Origin of the sequence: Pseudomonas sp. EYE_354 (assembly GCF_023148575.1) — a bacterium.
In the GTDB taxonomy this organism is placed as follows: Bacteria; Pseudomonadota; Gammaproteobacteria; order Pseudomonadales; family Pseudomonadaceae; genus Aquipseudomonas.
On record NZ_JAHXNQ010000008.1, the window covers coordinates 36,451 to 56,459 of the forward strand.

The 20,009-nt window shown below is 62.2% G+C and carries 13 protein-coding genes; 3 read left to right on the plus strand and 10 right to left on the minus strand.

Going from position 1 to position 20,009, the window contains the following annotated elements; all coding sequences use genetic code 11:
* Nucleotides 1–22: 22 nt before the first annotated feature.
* Nucleotides 23–1,600: a glutamine-hydrolyzing GMP synthase gene (gene guaA / locus KZX66_RS12750; RefSeq protein WP_248079827.1), complete on the plus strand. Its 1,578-nt coding sequence runs from the start codon at nucleotides 23–25 to the stop codon at nucleotides 1,598–1,600.
* 135 nt (nucleotides 1,601–1,735) lie between these two features.
* Here guaA and KZX66_RS12755 read toward each other — a convergent pair whose 3' ends face one another.
* The 3 genes from KZX66_RS12755 to mltF all read right to left on the minus strand — a co-directional run bounded on the left by KZX66_RS12755 (nucleotide 1,736) and on the right by mltF (nucleotide 6,679).
* Nucleotides 1,736–4,033, minus strand: coding sequence for an autotransporter outer membrane beta-barrel domain-containing protein (locus KZX66_RS12755; RefSeq protein ID WP_248079829.1), 2,298 nt, complete (start codon nucleotides 4,031–4,033; stop codon nucleotides 1,736–1,738).
* A gap of 315 nt (nucleotides 4,034–4,348) precedes the next feature.
* Nucleotides 4,349–5,203, minus strand: coding sequence for an alpha/beta hydrolase (locus tag KZX66_RS12760; protein WP_248079831.1), 855 nt, complete (start codon nucleotides 5,201–5,203; stop codon nucleotides 4,349–4,351).
* Between the two features lie 15 nt (nucleotides 5,204–5,218).
* The gene (gene mltF / locus KZX66_RS12765) at nucleotides 5,219–6,679 is read right to left on the minus strand and encodes a membrane-bound lytic murein transglycosylase MltF (protein ID WP_248079833.1); all 1,461 of its coding nucleotides are present in this window, start codon (nucleotides 6,677–6,679) and stop codon (nucleotides 5,219–5,221) included.
* Between the two features lie 286 nt (nucleotides 6,680–6,965).
* On the opposite strand from mltF, the gene purL reads away from it, so the two are divergent.
* On the plus strand, nucleotides 6,966–10,862 hold the full coding sequence (gene purL / locus KZX66_RS12770) for a phosphoribosylformylglycinamidine synthase (RefSeq protein ID WP_248079835.1): 3,897 nt from the start codon (nucleotides 6,966–6,968) through the stop codon (nucleotides 10,860–10,862).
* Between the two features lie 4 nt (nucleotides 10,863–10,866).
* The gene (locus tag KZX66_RS12775; RefSeq protein WP_078734552.1) at nucleotides 10,867–11,178 is read left to right on the plus strand and encodes an NGG1p interacting factor NIF3; all 312 of its coding nucleotides are present in this window, start codon (nucleotides 10,867–10,869) and stop codon (nucleotides 11,176–11,178) included.
* A 283-nt stretch (nucleotides 11,179–11,461) separates the two neighbouring features.
* On the opposite strand, the gene nagE is transcribed toward KZX66_RS12775, so the two are convergent.
* The 7 genes from nagE to KZX66_RS12810 form a co-directional block, all read right to left on the minus strand.
* Nucleotides 11,462–13,159, minus strand: a complete 1,698-nt coding sequence (gene nagE / locus KZX66_RS12780; RefSeq protein ID WP_248079837.1) for an N-acetylglucosamine-specific PTS transporter subunit IIBC — start codon at nucleotides 13,157–13,159, stop codon at nucleotides 11,462–11,464.
* Nucleotides 13,160–13,186: 27 nt separating this feature from the next.
* Complete coding sequence (ptsP, locus tag KZX66_RS12785; RefSeq protein ID WP_248079838.1) at nucleotides 13,187–15,697, minus strand: phosphoenolpyruvate--protein phosphotransferase; 2,511 nt, start codon at nucleotides 15,695–15,697, stop codon at nucleotides 13,187–13,189.
* A gap of 36 nt (nucleotides 15,698–15,733) precedes the next feature.
* On the minus strand, nucleotides 15,734–16,744 hold the full coding sequence (locus tag KZX66_RS12790) for an SIS domain-containing protein (RefSeq protein ID WP_248080198.1): 1,011 nt from the start codon (nucleotides 16,742–16,744) through the stop codon (nucleotides 15,734–15,736).
* Nucleotides 16,737–17,843 (minus strand): N-acetylglucosamine-6-phosphate deacetylase, encoded by a 1,107-nt coding sequence (gene nagA / locus KZX66_RS12795; protein WP_248079840.1) that lies wholly within the window; start codon nucleotides 17,841–17,843, stop codon nucleotides 16,737–16,739. The genes KZX66_RS12790 and nagA overlap by 8 nt, the downstream gene beginning before the upstream one ends.
* 9 nt (nucleotides 17,844–17,852) lie before the next feature.
* Entirely contained in the window at nucleotides 17,853–18,611 is a 759-nt protein-coding gene (locus tag KZX66_RS12800; protein WP_248079842.1) for a GntR family transcriptional regulator, read from the minus strand.
* 260 nt (nucleotides 18,612–18,871) lie between these two features.
* Nucleotides 18,872–19,375 carry a L,D-transpeptidase family protein gene (locus tag KZX66_RS12805; protein ID WP_248079844.1) on the minus strand — a complete coding sequence of 168 codons (504 nt, stop codon included), beginning with the start codon at nucleotides 19,373–19,375 and terminating at the stop codon, nucleotides 18,872–18,874.
* 37 nt (nucleotides 19,376–19,412) lie between these two features.
* A complete protein-coding gene (locus tag KZX66_RS12810) occupies nucleotides 19,413–19,961 on the minus strand; it encodes an NUDIX hydrolase (protein ID WP_248079846.1) in 549 nt (182 codons plus the stop codon).
* Between the last annotated feature and the right edge of the window lie 48 nt (nucleotides 19,962–20,009).

The window sequence follows — 20,009 nt, forward strand, 5'->3', positions numbered from 1 at the left end:
TTCATTAGACGAGACTGACTTCATGGCCCTCGACATTCACGCCCACCGCATCCTGATCCTCGACTTCGGTTCCCAGTACACCCAACTGATCGCCCGCCGCGTGCGTGAAATCGGCGTGTACTGCGAACTGCACCCGTTCGACATGGACGACGAAGCGATCCGCGAATTCGCACCTAAAGGCGTCATCCTCGCCGGTGGCCCCGAGTCCGTGCACGAAGCCAACAGCCCGCGCTGCCCGCAGGCCGTATTCGACCTGGGTGTGCCCGTCTTCGGTATCTGCTACGGCATGCAGACCATGGCCGAGCAACTGGGCGGCAAGGTCGAAGGCTCCGAACTGCGTGAATTCGGTTATGCCCGTGTGGACGTGGTCGGCAAGAGCCGCCTGCTGGACGGCATCGAAGACCACATCGACGCCGACGGCCTGTTCGGCCTCGACGTGTGGATGAGCCACGGTGACAAGGTCACCAAAATGCCGGAAGACTTCCACATCCTGGCCAGCACCCCGAGCTGCCCGATCGCCGGCATGTTCAACGACGAGCGCGGCTACTACGGCGTGCAGTTCCACCCGGAAGTGACCCATACCAAGCAAGGCGGGCGCATCCTGTCGCGCTTCATCCTCGACATCTGCCAGTGTGAAGCCCTGTGGACCCCGTCGAAAATCGCTGAAGACGCCATCGCCCAAGTACGCGCCCAGGTCGGCACCGATAACGTGCTGCTCGGCCTGTCCGGCGGCGTTGACTCCTCCGTGGTTGCTGCGCTGCTGCACAAAGCCATCGGCGACCAACTGACCTGCGTGTTCGTCGACAACGGCCTGCTGCGTCTGCACGAAGGTGAGCAAGTGATGGCCATGTTCGCCGAGAACATGGGCGTCAAGGTGATCCGCGCCAATGCCGAGGAGCAGTTCCTCAACAACCTGGCCGGCGAGTCCGACCCGGAGAAGAAGCGCAAGATTATCGGTCGCACCTTCATCGACGTGTTCGATGCCCAGTCCAACAAGCTGGACAACATCAAGTACCTCGCTCAGGGCACCATCTACCCCGACGTGATCGAGTCGGCAGGCGCCAAGAGCGGCAAGGCCCACGTGATCAAGTCCCACCACAACGTGGGTGGCCTGCCTGAGGAAATGAACCTCAAGCTGGTCGAACCGCTACGCGAACTGTTCAAGGACGAAGTCCGCCGTCTGGGCCTGGAACTGGGCCTGCCATACGACATGGTCTACCGCCACCCCTTCCCAGGCCCAGGCCTGGGCGTGCGCATCCTGGGTGAAGTGAAAAAGGAATACGCCGACCTGCTGCGTCGTGCCGACCACATCTTCATCGAAGAACTGCGCAAAGCCGACTGGTACCACAAAGTCAGCCAGGCGTTCGTGGTGTTCCAGCCGGTGAAGTCCGTTGGCGTTGTTGGCGATGGCCGTCGTTACGCCTGGGTCGTGGCCCTGCGTGCCGTAGAAACCATCGACTTCATGACCGCCCGTTGGGCTCACCTGCCATACGAACTGCTGGAGACCGTCAGCGGCCGTATCATCAACGAAATCGAAGGTATCTCGCGCGTTACTTATGACGTGTCGAGCAAGCCGCCGGCGACGATTGAGTGGGAATAACCCCGCGGCGCTGCATATCAGCATGAAAAAACCGGCCCCGGCCGGTTTTTTCATGCCCGCACCAACGGCTTTTCCCGCACTATCAAACAACAAAGCCCGCATCGGCGGGCTTTGTTGTTCAGGCGAACAGGTTAATCAGAAGTCGTAACGCACGTTCGCGGTGAAGGTGTCGGCGTCGAAACCGCTGCTGGTCATGTAGTTGTACATTCCGCCCACACTCCAGGCGCCCACTCGGTAGTTCGCGCCCAGGCCGAGCTCGTAGCTGTCGCGCGCGGGTGTCGCGCCTGTGGTGGTGAATGGGGTGCCGCCGAGCACGAAGGTGGAGGTGGTGCCGGCCTTGTCGCCGATGAAGTCGTGCCAGGCCATCAGCTTGGCTTCCGGTTCCAGGCTGCCCGCGCCTACGTCAAAAGCGGCTGCGAGACGCGCACCCAGGCCCATTTCGCCGATTTCATAGCGCTGGCGGCCGACGTTGAGGGCGGCTGAGCTGCCTTTTTCACGGTACGAATCAATCGATACGTTGGCATAGCGCGCACCGACCTGTGGTTCCAGCAGCCACTGTTTGTCGAGTCGGAACGTGTAGCCTGCCAGCGCGTTGACGCCGAAGATTTCACTGTCGTAGTCGGCCTTGGCGCGGGTACCGGCGATGTAGCGTTTGGACTCGTTTTCGTTCCAGCCATACATCAGCGAGGTGTCGACAAAGAAGTTGTCACGGGCCCAGTTGCCGTACAGGGTCAGTGCATGGCCGCTGACGTCGGTTTTGTTACCCAAGTCCGATTTGACGTCGCTGGTCAGGTAGCTGTAAGCCAGACCCACGGTGGTATCGGGAGTGAGCTTGCCGTCGGCACCTACGGCGATGCCGTGGGAGTTGGCGTCGTAGCCTTCGGTACCGTGGCGGCTGTCCTGGTTGGCGTCGCTGGACAGCGCCTGCAGCCATACCCCTTGTTCGGCCAGGACGTCACCGGAGGACAGACCGCTACGCGCTTTGCTGGCGCGGCGGTTGACGGTACTCGCGACCAGGTTCTGGCTGTTGGTGGCGGCGTTGATCGCCCCACGGCTTACGTCCGGGGTCAGAGCTTCGGCAAGTTTGGCCAGCTCTTCACTGGTAGCGGCGTTGGCGAAACGCTGGAATACCGGGTCGCTCTCGTCCATCTGGCCCATGACTGTGTTCTTGAGTGGCGTGATGGCGTTCACCGCGTTGCGTGAACCGCGGGCACCCAGCAGGTCTTGCGCGATCACCTCGTCACTGCGGGTCGCAACCAGTGCTTTCACGTCCTGGCCGTCAATGCCGAAGTCCCTCACCTCAAGCAGCGCCGAGGAGGACACCACGGACAGGTTCTGCGGGTCTTCCCAAGTGCCAGAGTTGATCAGGGTGTAGCGGGTGCCCTGGGCCGGCGTGCGGAAATCGTCGGAGCGAGCCTGCAGTTCGATCTGGCTGCCTTGAGAGAAGAAGGTATTGCCGGTGACTTTCAGGATCGGTGTGTTGGGCTGAGTGTTGTTATCCAGCAGCAAGCGCAGGCGCGCTGTGTCGCTGTCCAGGTCGAGGTCGCCCATAATCGTGGTCTGCGGGCGCAGCAGAGTCAGGCGGCCACCGTCGATATCGACGTAGCCGGCGCGGATGGTCGAGCCATCAAATATCGTGTCGCCTCGTACCAGCACGCCACTCAGGCCCAGCAGGTCGCCCTTGACTTGACCACCTTCCCAATAGAAGTAGGAAGTGGAGGCATTGTCGTTCGCCAGAATGGCCGCAGTGCCGCCTTCGATCAGGCCACCGGTTTGCCTGATGGAGATGGAGTTGGTGCCGCCGGAGGTGTCGAGGTTGACAAAGTGGATACCAATTCCGTCGGCGGAGATCGTCCCGCTGTTGTTGATATCACTCTTTAAAGGAGCACCTGCTATCTGACCGGTGAAGCGCGCGTTCTCGATCTCGATACCGGCAGAGTCGATGCCATGCGCGGTGATCGTGCCCGTGTTATTGATGCGCGCCTGGGTCGAGGTGACCATCATGCCGTTGGCATCTTCACCAGTGACCGTGATGTTGCCGTTGTTGTTGACTTCACCGGCGATGTTCGCCAGATACAGGTCCAGCCCCATGGCGCCAGTGCCGCTCACCGTGATGTCGCCCTGATTGACCAGATCGCCGGCGACGTTGGAATTAAGGAGCATGGCAATACCGGACGGGATGTCGTCGGGCGTCGCGGCCGTCAGGTTGATGTTGCCTTGGTTGACCAGGTTGCCGCCCAGGGTCACGTTGACCAGTTCTACCCCTGCGTTTTGCGACGTGCCGGTGAAGGTGGCGTTGTTGAAAACGTCATCGGAGCTGTTGTACGCCCCGGTGCTCAGATCGTGGTTCAGGTCGGGTGCGGGTGCGGCATTGACCGTGGTAGCCGCGACGGAAAGCGCCAGCAACGAGCGGCGCAGGTGGGAAATATTCAAGGCAGTATCCTTACAGGGCAGAAACTGGCAGGGAACAGCCCACGCGTCAGCGTCTGTTTTAGGCATCCCTGCCAGCTTGTCAGTGAAGTGCTGATTCAAGCGCGTGCAAATTTACACGATGCCTGTAGGCTAATTCACCTTAAAAAGACTTGAGGTTGAATAAAAAAACTAAAAAATGAGAGCCGGCCGTTGTTTTTCGGAGGTCTTAAGGAATTATCAGCAATAAGCGGAACTTCGGGGTGCTCATTGCTGTCGCCTCCATTTGAGGCACAGGGTGGGGCGCTATTCAGCTGTTTTTAAAAGACGTGCCCACGCTTATTCAGGAACCTGATGGGCCAACGGGGTGTTAGCCCATCGGCGCCAAGCCGCTTCCCATCCCTTGTCATGGCTTGTGTCTGATACGTGGATGCATTGGGAGAGGGGCGAGCCAAGTGCCTGTTGGTACCTTTGAGCTAAACCGGCGGGAATAATCGGGTCTGCGTCTGCAACGAGATGACGCTGGGGTAGTCGGGCAATTCGATCACGATAATCCAGCGGGTCCAATGAGCCGTCGAGCGGTGACAGGCCTTTCATCGTGGTCCACAGACGTGGGCTGAGGTTGCCCGCGAGGGTTTGCACCTGGGTAACATCAGTGCGTTGCGCCGCTAATAACAAGGCGAGAGCGGCGCCACCTGAATACCCCACCAGTTCGAACTCCCTATTGCCATACCGCTGTTTTAACTGGTCCAGCGCCTGGCTGAGGCGGGTGACCACTTCCTGAGAAAAACGTCGATGGGTCCAGAGTGCGGGTTCACAGGCTGCGGCCATGATGAACTGGCAGGGGCGTGCCAGGTACGCATTCGGTGTTGGATCATCGACCGCCAGCCGCGGCACTAAAAGCGTGTGCGGGCTCGGGTCCAGACTGGGTTGAGTGGCCGTCGCCCACGAATGGCCATCGCCTTCCAGGTAGACACGCAGGCGAGTCATCTTTTCTGCAGTCTGCGGTGCAAGTATGAAAAGAGGGAAGGTGTGCCCCGGCAGGACCTCCCATTGCCGCCCATGCGCTTCAGCCAGTTGTTGCAGTGCCTCGCGCGGCGATTGGCAGGCGGTGAGAAGCGCGCTGACTATCACCAGCCCGGCGATATGAAAGCCGGACAATGTCCGACGACAGGGAAAGTGTCTGCTCGTCATAGGTCATCAGCGTTCTTACAGTTGCGAGTTGTCTTCCGGCGGCTTGGTCTTGTCCACGCCCGGTACATGCAGGTTGCCTTCGACCACCTGGTTGCCTTCCAACTGTGGCTGGGTCACCCAGGTGAGGATGTCGTAGTAGCGTCGGATGTTCGCCACAAAGTGCACCGGCTCACCACCACGGGCGTAGCCGTAGCGGGTTTTGCTGTACCACTGCTTCTGCGACAGGCGCGGCAGCATTTTCTTCACATCCAGCCACTTGTTCGGGTTCAGGCCTTCTTTCTTCGCCAACAGGCGCGCGTCGTCCAGGTGCCCGCTGCCGACGTTATACGCCGCGAGCGCGAACCAGGTACGGTCGGGCTCGGCGATCTTGTCGTCCAGCTCGTCCTTGATCTTGGCCAGGTACTTGGCGCCGCCCATGATGCTTTGCCTGGCATCCAGACGGTTGGACACGCCCATCGCCTGGGCGGTGTTCTGGGTCAGCATCATCAGGCCGCGCACGCCGGTCTTGGAGGTGACCGCCGGTTGCCACAGCGATTCCTGATAGCCGATGGCTGCCAGCAGGCGCCAGTCGACCTTTTCTTCCTTGGCGTAGGCGCGAAAGTGCTTTTCGTATTTGGGCAGGCGCTGCTGCAGATGCTGGGCGAAGGTGTAGGCGCCCACATAGCCGAGTACGTCGACATGCCCGTAATAACGGTCCTTCAGACGTTGCAACGTGCCGTTCTTCTCGACCTTGTCCAGGTAGCTGTTGATTTCATTGAGCAGGCTGTTGTCTTCACCGGCGGCCACGGCCCAGCTCTGGTTGCTGGCGTTGCCCAGGTCGAACGCCACGCGCACGTTGGGAAAGTACACCTGGTTCATCGCCACTTCGTTGGAGTCCACCAGGGTCAGGTCGATTTGCCCCTCGTCCACCATGCGCAACAGGTCGACCACTTCAACGGCGTCGGATTCTTCGTATTCGATTGCAGGGTTCTGTTTTTTCAGCTCAGCCAATTGCTCGGCGTGGGTGCTGCCCTTGAGCACCATGATCTTCTTGCCCACCAGATCCGCTGCGTTGGTCGGGCGCGACTGACCGTTGCGGTAGATGATCTGCGGGGTCACTTCGAGGTAGGGGTGGGAGAAGCGTACTTGCTGCTGGCGCTGCTCGCTGCTGACCAGGCCGGCGGCGGCGAGGACCGGGCCGTTGGGTTTGCCCAACTGGCCGAACAGGTCGTCGAGGTTGTCGGCGGTCTCGATCTCAAGCTTGACGCCCAGGTCGTCGGCAAAGCGCTTGACCAGTTCGTATTCGAAGCCGGTTTCGCCGTTGCGGTCCTGGAAATAGGTGGCCGGGCTGTTCCGGGTTATCACCCGCAATACGCCATCCTCCTTGATTCGCTCGAGCGTGCTGGGTTTGTCAACACAGGCGCTGAGCATCAAAAAGAGTCCGGTGGCGAGCAGCCATCTGGCGCATCGCGGGCGCAAAGCAGTTGGTGAGAACATCTGCGCAGTATACGCAAACGGCCCACGGCGCCATATCTCGACAGCGCGGGACTTGTCTGCTAGTGCCGCCGAAACTGTGCTGCAGCCCGCAGAAACGTGGCTTGGCGCCCGATTGTGACGGTTAAAATAACTGGGCGAAATGCCGGGGATAATGCCTCGATACCGTGCAATCGCAGCCAACTGACGTCCGGCAGCGGCCCGCCGTGCCGTTTCGGGTGCCGTTGGCGATGGTTTACGCTAGAATGCACGGCCTCAAAGCACACCCCTTCCCGAGGCTGTCCCGAAGATGTTGATCCTGCGCGGCGCTCCTGCCCTTTCTGCCTTTCGCCACAGCAAACTCCTTGAACAACTGAGCCAGAAGGTTCCAGCGGTTACAGGCCTGTATGCTGAATTTGCTCACTTCGCCGACGTTACCGGCGTGTTGACCGCCGACGAGCAGCAAGTGCTGGCACGCCTTCTGAAGTACGGCCCAAGCGTTCCCGTTCAAGAGCCGACCGGCCGCTTGTTCCTGGTTCTGCCACGGTTCGGCACCATCTCGCCTTGGTCGAGCAAGGCCAGCGACATTGCCCGTAACTGCGGCCTGGAAAAAATCCAGCGCCTGGAACGCGGTATCGCCTTCTACGTCGAAGGTGGGTTCAGCGATGCCGAAGCCGAGCTGATCGCCAGCAGCCTGCATGACCGCATGACCCAGATCATCGTCAGCCAGCTGGAACAGGCTGCCGGCCTGTTCAGCCACGCCGAGCCCAAGCCGCTGACCGCGATTGACGTGCTCGGCGGCGGCCGCGCCGCCCTCGAGAAGGCCAACACCGAACTGGGCCTGGCCCTGGCCGAAGACGAGATCGACTACCTGGTCAATGCCTTCAACGGCTTGCAGCGCAACCCCCACGACATCGAACTGATGATGTTCGCCCAGGCCAACTCCGAGCATTGCCGTCACAAGATCTTCAACGCCAGTTGGGACATCGATGGCGAAAACCAGGAAAAAAGCCTGTTCGGCATGATCAAGAACACCTACGTGATGCACAGCGAAGGTGTTCTGTCTGCTTATAAGGACAACGCCTCGGTCATCGTCGGCAGCGTCGCCGGTCGTTTCTTCCCGGACCCTGAGACCCGCCAGTACGGCGCGGTGCAGGAACCGGTGCACATCCTGATGAAGGTTGAAACCCACAACCACCCGACCGCGATTGCCCCGTTCCCAGGCGCAGCCACCGGTTCCGGCGGCGAAATCCGCGACGAAGGTGCAACCGGCCGTGGCGCCAAGCCAAAGGCCGGCCTCACTGGCTTTACCGTGTCCAACCTGCAGATCCCCGGCTTCGAACAGCCGTGGGAAGTGCCGTACGGCAAGCCTGAGCGCATCGTGACCGCCCTCGACATCATGATCGAAGGCCCACTGGGCGGCGCCGCGTTCAACAACGAATTCGGGCGCCCGGCGCTGACCGGCTACTTCCGTACCTTCGAACAGTCCATCACCACGCCTCACGGTGATGAAGTGCGCGGCTACCACAAGCCAATCATGTTGGCCGGCGGCATGGGCAACATCCGTGAAGAACACGTCAAGAAAGGCGAGATCCTGGTCGGCTCCAAGCTGATCGTACTCGGCGGCCCGGCCATGCTCATCGGCCTGGGCGGCGGCGCCGCTTCCTCCATGGCCACCGGCACCAGCTCGGCCGACCTGGACTTTGCTTCCGTACAGCGCGAAAACCCCGAGATGGAACGCCGCTGCCAGGAAGTCATCGACCGTTGCTGGCAGTTGGGCGACAAGAACCCGATCAGCTTCATCCACGACGTCGGCGCCGGTGGTTTGTCCAACGCCTTCCCGGAACTGGTCAACGATGGCGACCGCGGTGGCCGTTTCGAACTGCGCAACATTCCAAACGACGAGCCGGGCATGGCCCCGCACGAAATCTGGAGCAACGAATCCCAGGAGCGCTACGTACTGGCCGTCGGCCCTGAAGACTTCGCGCGCTTCCAGGCCATCTGCGAACGCGAGCGTTGCCCGTTTGCCGTGGTTGGCGAAGCCACTGCCGAGCCGCAGTTGACGGTCACCGACAGCCATTTCGGCAACAGCCCGGTGGACATGCCGCTCGAAGTGCTGCTGGGCAAAGCCCCGCGCATGCACCGTTCGGCGGTACGTGAAACCGAGCTGGGCGATGATTTCGACCCAAGCGCACTGGAACTGGCCGACAGCATCGAACGCGTGCTGCACCATCCGGCCGTGGCCAGCAAAAGCTTTTTGATCACCATCGGCGACCGCAGCATCACCGGCCTGGTGGCCCGTGACCAAATGGTCGGCCCATGGCAGGTTCCGGTGGCAGACGTTGCCGTCACCGCCACCAGCTTCGACGTTTACACCGGTGAAGCCATGGCGATGGGCGAGCGCACGCCGCTCGCCCTGCTGGACGCCCCGGCCTCGGGCCGCATGGCCATTGGTGAAACCCTCACCAACATCGCCGCTTCGCGCATTGGCAAGCTGTCCGATATCAAACTGTCGGCCAACTGGATGTCCGCGGCCGGCCACCCCGGTGAAGACGCGCGCCTGTACGACACCGTCAAGGCCGTCGGCATGGAGCTGTGCCCGGAACTGGGGATCACCATTCCGGTGGGCAAGGACTCCATGTCCATGGCCACCCGTTGGAACGAAGAGGGCGTGGACAAGAGCGTCACCTCGCCGCTGTCGCTGATTGTGACCGGTTTTGCTCCGGTGACCGATGTGCGCCAGACCCTCACCCCGCAACTGCGCATGGACAAGGGCACCACCGATCTGATCCTGATCGACCTGGGCCGTGGCCAGAACCGCATGGGCGCCTCGATCCTCGCGCAAACCCACGGCAAACTGGGCAAGCACGCGCCGGACGTGGATGACGCCGAAGACCTCAAAGCCTTCTTCGCCGTGATCCAGGGCCTCAACGCCGACGGCCACCTGCTGGCCTACCACGACCGTTCCGACGGTGGTTTGCTGACAAGCGTGGTCGAGATGGCCTTCGCCGGTCACTGCGGCCTGAACATCGTGCTCGACAGCGTTGCCGAGGATGCCGCTGAAATCAACGGCATCCTGTTCAACGAAGAGTTGGGTGCGGTGATACAGGTGCGCCAGGACGCTACCCCGGACGTACTTGCACAGTTCAGCGCCGCCGGCCTGGATGACTGCGTGGCGGTGATCGGCCAACCGATCAACAACGGTGAAGTCACTATCTCCTTCAATGGCGATACCGTGTTTACCGGCCAACGCCGTCTGCTGCAACGCCAGTGGGCCGAGACCAGCTACCAGATCCAACGCCTGCGCGATAACGCCGACTGCGCCGAGCAGGAGTTCGACGTGATCCTGGAAGAAGACAACCCAGGCCTGAGCACCAAGCTCAGCTTCGACGTCAACCAGGACATCACCGCGCCGTACATCAAGAAAGGCATTCGCCCACAAGTTGCCGTGCTGCGTGAGCAGGGCGTCAACGGCCAGGTGGAAATGGCGGCTGCGTTCGACCGCGCCGGCTTCAATGCGATCGACGTGCACATGAGCGATATCCTCGCCGGTCGCGTCGACCTCAATGAGTTCAAAGGCCTGGTGGCCTGCGGCGGTTTCTCCTACGGCGACGTGCTGGGTGCCGGTGAAGGCTGGGCCAAGTCCGCGCTGTTCAACAGCCGTGCCCGCGATGCGTTCCAAGGGTTCTTCGAGCGCAACGACAGCTTCACCCTTGGTGTGTGCAACGGTTGCCAGATGATGTCCAACCTTAGCGAACTGATCCCGGGCAGCGAGTTCTGGCCGCACTTTGTGCGCAACCGTTCCGAGCAGTTCGAAGCGCGCGTGGCCATGGTGCAGGTGCAGGAGTCCAACTCGATCTTCCTGCAAGGCATGGCCGGTTCGCGCATGCCGATCGCCATCGCCCACGGTGAAGGCCATGCCGAGTTCGAAAGCGAAGAAGCACTGCTTGAAGCCGACCTGTCCGGCACCGTTGCGCTGCGTTTCGTCGACAACCACGGCAAGGTCACCGAAAGCTACCCGGCCAACCCGAACGGCTCGCCGCGCGGGATCACCGGCCTTACCAGCCGCGACGGTCGCGTGACCATCATGATGCCGCACCCGGAACGCGTGTTCCGCGCCGTGCAGAACTCGTGGCGCCCCGAAGAGTGGAACGAAGACGGCGCCTGGATGCGCATGTTCCGCAACGCGCGCGTGTGGGTGAACTAAGGCCGTGTACAAGCTTGCCTTCTTCGTGCCCGACAGCCATGTGGAGACGGTGAAAACCGCCGTCTTCGCAGCTGGCGGCGGGCGCATCGGCGACTACGACAACTGCGCCTGGCAAGTGCTGGGCCAGGGCCAATTCCGCGCATTGGACGGCAGCCAGCCGTTCATTGGGCAAGTGGGTCAGGTTGAAGTGGTTGAGGAGTGGAAGGTGGAGCTGGTGGTGGCGGATGAGTTGATTGTGGCGGTTGTGGCTGCACTCAAGCTGAGCCATCCGTATGAAACACCGGCTTATGAGGTGTGGCAGTTGGCGGATTTTTAATTCGCAGATTGCAGAAACGAGAAACCCGCTGGGCCAGTTTGGTCAGCGGGTTTTTTGTTGGTTGTAATGGCTTGCTCGCGAAGGCGCCGGGACTTCAAGCAGCGCTGGCGGAGGCACTCCCGGCCAGTGGTCAGTACACGATTAATTGATCGTTCCCACGCTCCGCGTGGGAATGCATCCTGTGACGCTCCGCGTCACCCTTGTGCAGGGTTGAACCATGCGCGACGGCTTGGACGCGGAGCGTCCGGGGCGGCATTCCCACGCAGAGCGTGGGAACGATCGGTCAGGAGTTGATTGGGCGGGTTACCAGTCCCTCCAGTGCCTCGCCCAATCCAGTGGCCTTGTCACCAATCAACAAGTGCCACGCCCCGCTGTCCATCTGGCTCACACCCTGGCAACCCAGCGCAGTCAGGTCCGCTTCAGACAACCCCGAATCATCCCCCAACTCCACCCGCAACCGGGTCATCGCCACCGCTTCCAGCTGGCGCACATTCCCTCGGCCACCCAACGCACTCAGCCATTTCTCGGCCTCCTGCACATTCACCGTCACGGGCTTATCCTCAGGCGCAACCGCTACGGGTGTCGAGGCAACAAACGACGGCATGGCCAAGCGAATTTCATCAGCAATGCTATCGGCCATCGGCCCAACCACCACCTGCAAACTGCCGCCATTGCCTGGCCGCACCACAGCCATGGCGCCCAGTGTCTTGAGTTCGGCATCCACCGCCTTGTTGCGGTCGACCATGTCCAGGCGCAGGCGTGTGGTGCAAGCCCCCACGCTGAGCAAGTTGTCTGCACCGCCCAAGGCTCGGATGTAAGCCGTGGCACGCTGGTTGTCGCTCATCACGTGTGCCGGCGCCACCTGGATGTCTTCGCGGCCGGGTGTCTTGAGGTTGAAGCGGCGAATGCAGTAGCTGAACACGGTGTAATAGATCACCGCGTAGGCCAGGCCCACCGGCACCACCAGCCAGCCGTTGGTGGACTTGCCCCAGCCCAGCACCATGTCGATAAAGCCACCGGAGAAGGTAAAGCCCAGGTGGATATTGAGCATATTGGTCACCGCCATCGACAGGCCGGTGAGCAGCGCATGCAGCAGGTACAGGAACGGCGCGAGGAACATGAACGCGAATTCGATCGGCTCGGTCACTCCGGTGAGGAACGACGTCAGTGCCATCGACAGGAAAATCCCGCCCATCACTTTGCGGCGCTCCGGCAGTGCATTGCGGTACATCGCCAAACACGCAGCAGGCAGGCCGAACAGCATCACCGGGAACATGCCGGTCATGAACTGGCCGCCTTTCGGATCGCCGGCGAAGTAGCGGGTCAGGTCACCTGTTACCACAGCACCGGTCACCGGATCGGTAAACGTGCCGAATACGAACCAGGCCATGTTGTTGAGGATATGGTGCAGGCCGGTGACGATCAGCAGGCGGTTGAACACACCAAACACGAACGCGCCAAAGCTGCCGCTTTCCATCAGCAGCACCCCGAAGCTGTTGATGCCGTGCTGGATCGGCGGCCAGATCAAGCCAAAGATCACGCCCAGGCCCACCGCCGAGAACCCGGTGATGATCGGCACAAACCGCCGCCCGCCAAAGAACGCCAGGTACTCCGGCAGCTTGATGTCCTTGAACCGGTTATACAGCGCGCCGGCCATCAAGCCGCTGGCGATACCGGCGAGCATGCCCATGTTGATGGTGGTATCCATCACCTTGAGGGTAGAGATCATCACCAGGTAACCAATCGCCCCGGCCAACCCTGCCGTGCCGTTGTTGTCGCGGGCAAAACCCACGGCAATACCGATGGCGAAGATCAGCGCCAGGTTGGCGAAGATCGCTTGCCCGGCATCGTGCATCACCGCGATGTTGAGCAAGTCGGTATCGCCCAGGCGCAGCAACAGCCCGGCGATCGGCAGAATCGCGATCGGCAGCATCAGCGCACGGCCCAGGCGTTGCAGCCCTTCAATCAGATGTTGGTACATGGCGAGTCTCCTTTTTTCTTGTTGTTGTCAGCTCAGCGGCCAGTGGTGTTGACAGGCTTGGCGAACGGCCCTGGCGCTGCTCAGGTCGAGCAGGCCTTGGCTCAATTGCCGGCATTGCGCCGCGTCCAAGTGGCGGACGCGGTCCTTGATTTCGCCGATCTGCGGCGGGCTTACCGACAGCTCGCTGACGCCCAGGCCGACCAGCACCGGCGTGGCCAGTGGGTCAGATGCCAGGGCGCCGCATACACCGACCCAACGCCCATGCTTGGCGGCGCCGGCGCAGGTTTGCGCGATCAGGCGCAGCAGCGCCGGGTGCAAGGCATCCACCCGCGCGGCCAGGCCCGCGTGGTCGCGGTCCATGGCCAGGGTGTACTGGGAAAGGTCATTGGTGCCGATGGATAAAAAGTCTGCGTGTTTGGCGAGTTGCTCGGCCATCAGCGCAGCGGCGGGCACTTCGATCATCACGCCCAGTTCCGGGCGCTGAGTCAGCTCCAGCTCCGCGCACAGTTCATCCAGGCGCTGGCGGATCTGCAGCAGTTCGTCGACCTCGCTGACCATCGGCAACAGAATCCGGCAACGCGCCAGCGGGCGGACTTGCAGCAGCGCGCGCAGTTGCTGATCAAGCAGCTCCGGGCGCACCTGGGCCAGGCGAATACCGCGCTGGCCCAGCACCGGGTTGGCCTCAACCGGCAACGGTAGATAGTCGAGTTGCTTGTCGCCGCCCACGTCGATGGTGCGGATGATCACCGACTTGTCGCCCATGGCGTCCAGCACGGCCTGGTAGGCCTGGCGTTGCTCTTGCTCATCCGGCGCGGTGCGGCGGTCGACAAACAGGAATTCGGTGCGTAGCAGGCCCACACCATCGGCGCCGTTTTCAAACGCCATTTGGGCCTCGGCACTGGAGGCGACGTTGGCCGCCACTTCAATACTGACGCCATCGCGGGTTTGCGCCGCTTGCCGGGCTTGGGCCTGTTGTCTCTGACGGCGCCGTTTCTGCGCATCGCGAATCTGGTGCACTTCGGCGTGGCGCGCTTCGCTGGGGGCCAGTTCCAGGCGACCATTGGCCGCGTCCAGTACCACGCGTTGGCCTTGCGGCACGTCGAGCACTTCGGCGCCCAGCGCGACCACACAGGGCAAGCCTTTGCCTCGGGCCAAAATTGCGACGTGGGACGTTGCGCCGCCTTCGGCCATGCAAATACCCACGGCGTTTTGTGCGCTCAGTTGCAGCAGGTCGGACGGGGTCAGGTCATGGGCGCTGACAATTGAACCGGCCGGCAATTCGAAATGCCAGGTTTCACCCAACAGCGCACGCAACACCCGTTGTTGCAGGTCGCGCAGGTCGTTGGCGCGCTCGGCAAACAGCGGTTTGCCCAACGCCAGCAACACCGCGCATTGCGCCTGGATAGCATCGTGCCAGGCGTGGGTGGCGGCACTGCCTTGCTCGATGGCACCGGTGGCGGCGTCCAGCAGCGTGGGGTCTTCCAATAGCGCAAGGTGGGCGGCGAAGATGTCTCCTTCTTCGACGTTCTTGCGTTGGCGTGCATGCTCCAGGGTGCTGCGGATTTCGCCGCGCACTTGCTCCAGCGCGGTGTCCAGACGTTGCAGTTGTTCGTCGGCGGTATGCTTGCCCGTGTCTTGCGGCAGTTCGATACCGGCCAGGCGAAACAGCGGCCCACAGACCAGACCGGGCGCCGCGCACACGCCTTGCAACACACCGGCTTCGGTATTCGCCCGACGCGGTGCTGCGGCTACCGGCGTGTGGTGTTCTTCACTCACGGCAACCGACAGTACGGCCACCAACGCCTGCAGCGCCGCCTCGCAATCCTTGCCGCGACAGGTGATGCGCACTTCATCGCCTTCACCAATGCCCAGGCCCATCAAGCCAATCAGGCTGTCGCACGGCGCCGACTTGCCGGCGAAGTGCAGCTCTGCATGGCAGTTAAAACCTTGCGCGGCTTTGCGCACCAGCGCGGCGGGGCGTGCATGCAAACCGCCACGGTGGGTAATGCGCACGCTGGCGTGCACTTCGGTGACCGAGTTATCCACAGCCGCCTGCAGCGGTGCTGCCGAACGCGCGGCAATGTGCAGCAACGGCTCACCCACCTTGACGATTTTTCCGGCCACCGGCCGTAGCGCAAAACCCTCGCCATTGGTCAGGATGATCGGGCTGACCAGGCTTTTGCACTGGCGCGCAACGTGGTCCAGATCAAAGCGCACCAGCGCCTGGCCCTGGGCCACGCGCGCGTCCGGTTTGACCAGCAGTGCAAACCCTTCGCCGTTCAATTCCACGGTGTCGATGCCCACATGCATCAGCAATTCGGCACCGTTGTCGGCGCGGATCGTCAACGCATGCCCGGTGCGGGCGACATGGATGATCACCCCGTCACACGGCGCATGCAGGCAGTCATTCAACGGGTCGATGGCCACGCCGTCGCCCAGGGCGCCACTGGCGAATACTTCGTCGGGGATGTCGCCCAAGGCGAGCACGGGGCCGCTCAAGGGCGCACAGAGGGTCAATTCTTTATTGTTGTTGGACATGGGCACGGTACTCATCAGGAAAACGCGGCAATCGACTCAGTGAGTGCGGGTGACTTTGCTCAGGTGGCGCGGCTGGTCCGGGTCCATGCCCCGGGCCTGCGCCAGGCCGGCGGCCATGACGTAGAAGCTTTGGATGGCCAGGATCGGGTCCAGGCTCGGGTGTTCGGCACGGCTCAGGGTCAGGTCGCGTTCCACGATATCGTCCGGCGCGGCCAGCAAGACGCGGGCGCCGCGTTGACGCATATCGGCGGCCAGGCTCAGCAAACCGGCTTGCTCGGCGCCGCGTGGGGCGAACACCAGCAACGGGTAATTTTCATCGATCAAGGCCATCGGCCCGTGGCGCACTTCGGCGCTGCTGAAGGCTTCGGCCTGGATCGCCGAGGTTTCCTTGAGCTTGAGTGCGGCTTCCTGGGCGACGGCAAAGCCGGCACCGCGGCCGATCACCATCAAGCGTTGGCTGTCTTTCAGGGCGTCGATGGCCGCTTGCCAATCCTGTGTGGCTGCTTCGTGCAGGCCGTCGGGCAGGGCCTGGCAGGCTTGCAACAGTTCGCGTTGCTGGTTCCAGTGGCCAACCAGCAACGCGCTGGCGCTGAGGGTGGCGATAAAGCTCTTGGTGGCCGCCACGCTCAGTTCCGGCCCGGCACACAGGGGTACGTGGCATTCACACGCGGCCTCCAGCGGCGAGTCTTCGGCGTTGACCAGCGAGATGCTCAAGGCGCCTCGCTTGCGCAGCAGGCGCAGGCTGTTGACCAGGTCCGGGCTTTGCCCCGACTGCGAGAAGCCGAACGCCACTTGGCCACTGACCTTCAATGGGGCCTGCAGCAAGGTCACCACCGACATCGGCAATGACGCCACCGGAATGCCCACATGCTGCATGGCCAAGTAGGCAAAGTAGCTGGCGGCATGGTCCGAGCTGCCACGGGCGATGGTCATCGCCACGTGCGGCGGCTGGCGGCGCAGGCGGCCGGCGATTTCTTCGAGTATCGGGGTCAGGCGCTGCAATTGGGCGGCGACGGCATCACCGGAGGCCAAGGCCTCTTCAAGCATTTTTGAAGTCAATGGTGTCTCCTTCGACCATTACGTCGGTGAGGTGCAGGGCGCGGTCCAGGCGCACGCAGTCGGCAAAGCTGCCGGGTTGCAGGCGGCCGCGTTCTTCCAGGCCCAGGTAGTCCGCCGGAAACTGCGACAGGCGTTGTGAGGCTTCGCTGATGGGCAGGCCGATCTTCACCAGGTTGCGCAGCGCCTGGTCCATGGTCAGCGTGCTGCCTGCCAGGGTGCCGTCGGCCAGGCGGACGCCGCCCAGGCATTTGGTCACGGTGTGGCTGCCCAACTTGTACTCGCCATCGGGCATGCCGGCGGCGGCGGTGGAATCGGTGACGCAGTACAGGCACGGAATCGCACGCAGGGCCACGCGCATGGCGCCGGGGTGCACGTGAAGCAAATCCGGGATCAGCTCGGCGTACTTGGCGTGGGCCAGCGCTGCGCCGACGATGCCGGGTTCGCGGTGATGCAGCGGGCTCATGGCGTTGTACAAATGGGTGAAGCTGCTGGCCCCGGCGGCGAGGGCGGCGACGCCTTCTTCATAGCTGCCCAGGGTGTGGCCGATTTGCATGCGTACACCGCGTGCGCTGAGGGCACGGATCAACGCGTCATGGCCGGCGATTTCCGGCGCGATGGTGATCACCCGGATCGGCGCCAGACGCAGGTAGGCTTCCACTTCAGCCATCAACGCGGTGTGGGCGAAGTTGGGCTGAGCGCCGAGTTTTCCGGGGTTGATGTAGGGGCCTTCCAGGTGCACGCCGAGCACCCGGGCGCTGCCTGCAGGACGCTGCTCGCAGAACGCGCCAAGCTCACCGAGCACGCGGGAGATTTCATCCACCGGCGCCGTCATGGTGGTGGCCAGCAGCGAGGTGGTACCAAACCGCACGTGGGTGCGGGTGATGGTCTCGAAGGCCGCGCTGCCTTCCATGATGTCCTTGCCGCCGCCGCCGTGCACATGCAGGTCGATAAAGCCCGGCAGCAGGTAGGGCAAGTCGTTTTCAGACGGGTCACAAGGCGTGCCTTCAATGGCGAGCACCTTGCCGCGTGCGTGCACCAGGCGGCCGCGAATCCAGCCATGGGGCGTGAGGATATTGTCTTCGGACATGGCAGTTCTCTAAGGCCGCAACTCGGCGGCAAAGTCGTACCTGCGCAGCTCTGCGACGAAGTCGTAGTAGTCGTTGCGGCAGTAGGTGTCGGTGATTTCAATCGGCGTGTTGTCGGCGGTGTAGCCCACGCGCGTCATCAGCAGCATGGCGGTGCCGGGGGCGATGCCCACCAGCGCGGCAAACTCGTCCGAGGCGTTGATTGCCTGGATATGTTGCAGGGCGCGCACGATGGGTTTGCCGATGCTTTCCAGGTATTCGTACAGCGAGTTGCCGATGGCGTGCGGTTGCGGCAACACGGCGGCGGGCAGGGTGCTCATTTCAATCGCCATGACCGTGTCGTCGGCTTTGCGCAAGCGTTTGAGGCGCGCGACTTTATCGGTGGGCGACAAGGCCAGGCGAATCAGCTCTTCGTGGGTCGGCGGAGTAATGTCGCGTTCCAGCCATTGGGAGCTGGGCGCAAAACCCTTGAGGCGCAGCATTTCGCTGAACCCCGACAGGCGTGACAGCGGCTGTTCCAGGCGTGGCGTGATAAACGTGCCGGAACCTTGGCTGCGACGAATCAGGCCTTGGTCAAACAGTACTTGCAGGGCCTTGCGGGCGGTGACCCGCGAGATGCTCAACTGCTCGCTGAGTACGCGCTCGGAGGGCAACGCCTGCTCGGATTTCCACTCACCGGCGTGGATGGCGGCTTCGAGCTTGCGCGCCAATTGCAGGTACAGCGGCGTGGACTGTTTGTCGTCGGGGCGCAGGGCCAGGATGGGATTCATCTGTCAGATTTCCGATGCGTTATTGGAGTGTTGTCGCCCGGTATTGGTCGAAAACTAATACCACTTAAATACCATGTCAATGCCGCCAAAACGGTGCAAATGCTTGTTTCATGGCCCTGAAACGGGGCTTGGTATCGAGTGGTATTAGAGAGGTCTTTCTCGCGTGCAGAACGACGCAGCCCGCGCCGTGAACTGGTATTCACCGGCGGGGGGGTTCAGGGGCGGGATTTTTTTTGAATTATTTTACGAGCGGTCGACGACTACGGCCGAATCTCGATCAGCGTGCCGTCTTTGACCAGGTTCCAGACTTCACGCATGTCGACGTTGCGCATGCCGATGCAGCCGTCGGTCCAGTCCAGGGTGTGGAACCACTGCTCCGGGTAGTCCTCGGTGTCGGGCGTGCCGTGGATCATGATCATGCTGCCGGGCTTCACCCCTTCGCGGCGCGCGCGGGCGGCGTCGCTGATGTTGGGGTAGGAGATGTGCATGGCCAGGTTGAAACGGTCACTGGTCTTGCGCCAGTCGATCCAATAGAGGCCCTCCGGGGTGCGGCGGTCGCCCTCGATCAGCTTGTGGCCCTTGGGGTTTTTGCCCAGGGAAATGCGATAGGTCTTGAACGGCTTGCCGTCGTTGATCAACTGCAATTGGTGGGCGGATTTAAGCACCAGGACTTTTTCGACAGGCTTGCTGCCCGGCGTTTGCAGAGTGGAGGCCGGTGACAGGGTAGCGAACGACAGGCAGATCAAAACAAGCAACAGACGCATTACAACGGTATCCCTTCAAAGGCCAGGTGCCGGGGGGTTAAGGGGCGGGCTTGCCCATTGGCGGCACAGCCTCGCTGCGCACCGGGTATGACTTGAGCCTGCGGTCAGCGAAAAAGCATTCCAAGGTACGGCCTACTGTGCGAAAAGCCAGCTCGGACCAAGGGATGTCGGCTTCGTCGAACAGCTGTACCTCAAGGCTTTCGGGGCCTGCGGCGAAGTCCAGATCGACCAGTTCGGCGCGGTAGAAGATGTGCACCTGGCTGATATGCGGTACGTCGATCAGCGTATAGACGCACAGGTTACATACGCGGGCGCAGGCTTCTTCCAGGGTTTCGCGCATGGCGGCCTGTTCGACGGTCTCGCCGTTCTCCATAAAACCGGCGGGCAGGGTCCAGTAACCCAGGCGCGGCTCGATGGCGCGGCGGCACAGCAGCACTTTGTCGCCCCACACCGGCAGCGTGCCTGCGACAATATTGGGGTTCTGGTAATGGACGGTCGAGCAGTGATCACACACAAAACGCAGGCGGCCGTCGCCTTCGGGAATGCGTTGGGTGACCGGTTTACCGCACTGGCTGCAGAAATTCATGCTGGGGTTCCTGGAAAGTGCGTCTATCTTGGCGTGGCGGGCAGGGCC